5 protein-coding genes are annotated in these 3,252 nt (G+C 38.5%); 3 read left to right on the top strand and 2 right to left on the bottom strand.

Annotation, left to right across the window (positions count from 1 at the left end; all coding sequences use genetic code 11):
* The first annotated feature begins 85 nt into the window (after positions 1-85).
* A complete protein-coding gene (locus QUB66_RS29385) occupies positions 86-358 on the top strand; it encodes a ParE family toxin-like protein (protein WP_265235726.1) in 273 nt (90 codons plus the stop codon).
* 219 nt (positions 359-577) lie between these two features.
* Here the strand turns inward: QUB66_RS29385 and QUB66_RS29390 are convergent, their stop codons facing one another.
* Together QUB66_RS29390 and QUB66_RS29395 are read right to left on the bottom strand one after the other, a co-directional pair.
* Positions 578-784 carry a hypothetical protein gene (locus QUB66_RS29390; RefSeq protein WP_265235725.1) on the bottom strand — a complete coding sequence of 69 codons (207 nt, stop codon included), beginning with the start codon at positions 782-784 and terminating at the stop codon, positions 578-580.
* Between the two features lie 107 nt (positions 785-891).
* On the bottom strand, positions 892-1,452 hold the full coding sequence (locus tag QUB66_RS29395) for a hypothetical protein (RefSeq protein WP_332970773.1): 561 nt from the start codon (positions 1,450-1,452) through the stop codon (positions 892-894).
* 243 nt (positions 1,453-1,695) lie between these two features.
* Here QUB66_RS29395 and QUB66_RS29400 point away from each other — a divergent pair, with 243 nt between their 5' ends.
* Positions 1,696-2,592: a hypothetical protein gene (locus QUB66_RS29400; RefSeq protein WP_332970772.1), complete on the top strand. Its 897-nt coding sequence runs from the start codon at positions 1,696-1,698 to the stop codon at positions 2,590-2,592.
* Between the two features lie 26 nt (positions 2,593-2,618).
* Positions 2,619-3,026: a hypothetical protein gene (locus QUB66_RS29405; RefSeq protein WP_332970771.1), complete on the top strand. Its 408-nt coding sequence runs from the start codon at positions 2,619-2,621 to the stop codon at positions 3,024-3,026.
* Positions 3,027-3,252 lie beyond the last annotated feature (226 nt).

Raw genomic sequence — 3,252 nt, forward strand, 5'->3', positions numbered from 1 at the left:
TTTTTCGTAACTCATTTTTGATGCGTTGAACTTCTATTTATTTGACAATTATATCAGACTTTCGCAGGAGGTCTAATGAAGGAAAATGTCAGGAAATTTGACGCATTTCACAACGCCTGAATTTTGGGAACTTTACCGTCAACTGCCGATAAAAATTCAAGAACTGGCGGACAAAAACTATGAATTACTCAAGGTGGATTCAAAGCATCCATCACTGCACTTCAAGCGGATTGGTAGTTTATGGTCGGTGAGAGTAGGCAGAAACTACAGAGCGTTAGGTTTTGACAAGCCCGAAGGGGTTTTGTGGTTTTGGATAGGTTCTCATGGTAATTATGATGCGATACTCGATCGCAAATAGCGCAGACTGAATATTATCAATACTTCGGACAGAAATTGTCTTAATAAATTTAGGTATGTAGCGAGATATCTAGTCCTAAATCCGGTTTCTGGGAAGTATGCAAAGCGTCAGAAACCGGGTTTCTTACGAAATTTAGGTTGGGTGGCGAGATATCTCGGAAGAAACCCGGTTTCTGGGAATTATGCACAACGCTTGAAATATCTCCTTTCTTTAGCTTCACTAAATTGGCTCTCCATCTTCAATGGTGTAAATATCAGGCTCATCTTGCAGGGATTGAAAGGCTCCTCCGCTTTGGGCTAACTGGGTTATTTCCACAATGGAAGGATAGGGGATGTTGCTAAACAATTTTGCTTTTATTAGCAATTGCTCCTCTTCTGAAAGTGTCTGAATGATTTGTACTAAGGATTCAATGAGTTGTGTGTTCATAGCTTAAAATATGTGGCGATATTTTATTTTACTGCGATCGGGCAACCTTCGACGATTATAACAAAGACACTAAGTGCGATCGACTAAAATTCGCAAATAGCGCAGACTTACTCCTCAAAATCCACCTGCTTAACCACATCCAATGGTAGTTCTAGCACCTCTGCAATTTGCTCATCGCTCAAGCCAAACTGCCGTAATTTACCAATTTTTTCAAAATTAGCTTGATTATTGCCATGAAAGTCAGGATTTTTGGGCTGACTTTTCTCTGGGGTAGGAGTAGAGCTATCAGGGCAATTGTTGATAGAAGCTATACTTACACTGTTTTTATTGTGAGTATTTTTATTACCTAAAGTTATATTTACATTTATTTGCCGTTCTAAAACAGATTCAAGATTACTTTTCTTAACTTGTTCGCCAAAGATATCAGATAACATTTGCAAAAGCTCGTGACTGACTTTTTTAACGTGCTTGTCGCTATAACCATGAGTTTCTGCAACATCAGCATACTTTTGGCGGTTCAGTATTCCCGCGATAATTCTGCGCTGCAAGTTGTTTAGATGTTTGCCTGTCTTGGTGCAGACGGCTTTATCGACAAATTGCACTGTCTGAGGAATGTCCATAGGTGGGCTGGTGAGATGGCTATGGTTACTATAACCAACTTTTTCCACCTTTTACCAACTTTTTTGGCTCGCATCCGACTTGTCTATCGCCATTCTACGAAGATCCAACTTTTACCAACTTTTTTTGCTTTACAGTTTGTGCGCGATCGGTTTAAAATAGTCTTGCAATATTTATATGCAATAAATCAAAACTATCTGTTTGAGCGTGTTAGATTTCACCTTGAATAATTTTGCATATGTTCAATATTTTCTAAAGCTGAAGCAGTACATGATAATTGTGGACATTTGAGCATGAGAAAAAATCAAATATTATTAGCAGCAATATGTACTATTTCATTGTTATTGATTACTTCAATTCAATCTTTAGCTCAGCCATCTAATAGGATATCAGCAGAAAATATTAAACCAAGTTATGGTGAATCTCTAACACAGCAATCACTCACCTTATCGCCTACTGCCTCACAGAAAATGTTAGCACTAAATGATCCGAGCGTTATACAACAAACAAAAAAAGAAAGTGATTGGAGCGCCACACTCGCAACAGTAGTTTCTATACTTAGCTTAGGTGTCTCCTCTGTTGTTGCTTATACCTCTAATTTTAGACAAGCAGATATTAAGTTGTGTTTTAGTAGAGATCTCATATTTTCCCCGATTTTTATAAATGATGTTCCAACAGGAAGTCGAACTTTTAAAGGAGTAGGATTCAATTTACCACTAACCTTCTACAATTGGAGTCCACAGGGCGGAACTATTCAGCGCATTCGCTTGGTTATTAGCAGACACAATCATGATGATAATCTTTATGATATGGCATGGACTACTTTTGTCAAAATTACAGATGTTGGAGATTTTGTAAATGATAACTTAGCTCAGCCAATTCCTGTACAAGGGAGTTCTTCAATAAATAAAGTAATTAGATTTGATTGGATTGCCGAGCAAGGAACACCAAATTCATTTGAGGTGCAATCTGGTAAGTACCAGCTAATGATTTTTGGATGGACAAAAAATACAGAAAAGCCTAGCTTAAGATACGAAACATTCTTTAACCTTGAAAAAGAACATTCTCAAAAATTTGAGGATAGTGTAAAAGCTAAGCTCAGCCCAGCTATTTGGGTATCATTGGAGGAAAATGAAAAGACAAATCAGCTTATGCCAAGAAATAGTATCAAAAGACTTTATTTGGAATAAATTTTGATTAAGGAGTAGTTTTAATTATGACTGGTAATAATGATTTAAAAGTTGGTGGTAGTGTAGGTGGCAGTGTTTATGGTGGAAGGGTTTACCAAGACAATTATAATAACTACGGTCAGGTTGGGGCTATGGGTGAGAATGCCAGGTCAGACAACAACAGTTTTGTGCAACAACAATCAGAACAGAAACAAACTCTTGCTGATGCAGCAAAAGAAATTCAACAACTTCTCAAACAGTTAGAGGTAACTAATCCCACCGCTACTGATGCGGAAAAGATTGCTCACATTAATGATGAAACTACCCCCAGTTTCAAGCGTCGTGCGGTTGGTGCGTTGCAGGCAGGGGGTGAAGCTGCGATCGAAGAGTTTTTAGACAATCCCTATGTGAATGTCGTGAAAGAGACTGTTAAAGGTTGGATGAAACCAGAATAGATTGTGGTGTGCGAAGTGCGATCGCCCTTACGAACAAAACTAAGTGCGATCGCCCTTTCTATTCCTCGCTCATCACGATCGCATTACCTTGAGTTATCCAGACTGTTTTTCCTGCCAAATCGCCTCTCTCTCGGCTTCTAAACCACCCAATAAGAGACCTCCACAAAAAGAATGATCCAACAGCTATGTGGGTTTAGCGAAAATTTCCACGAACCATTTTTGAAGA

This window comes from Microcoleus sp. A2-C3 (assembly GCF_036706065.1).
Lineage (GTDB): Bacteria > Cyanobacteriota > Cyanobacteriia > Cyanobacteriales > Microcoleaceae > Microcoleus.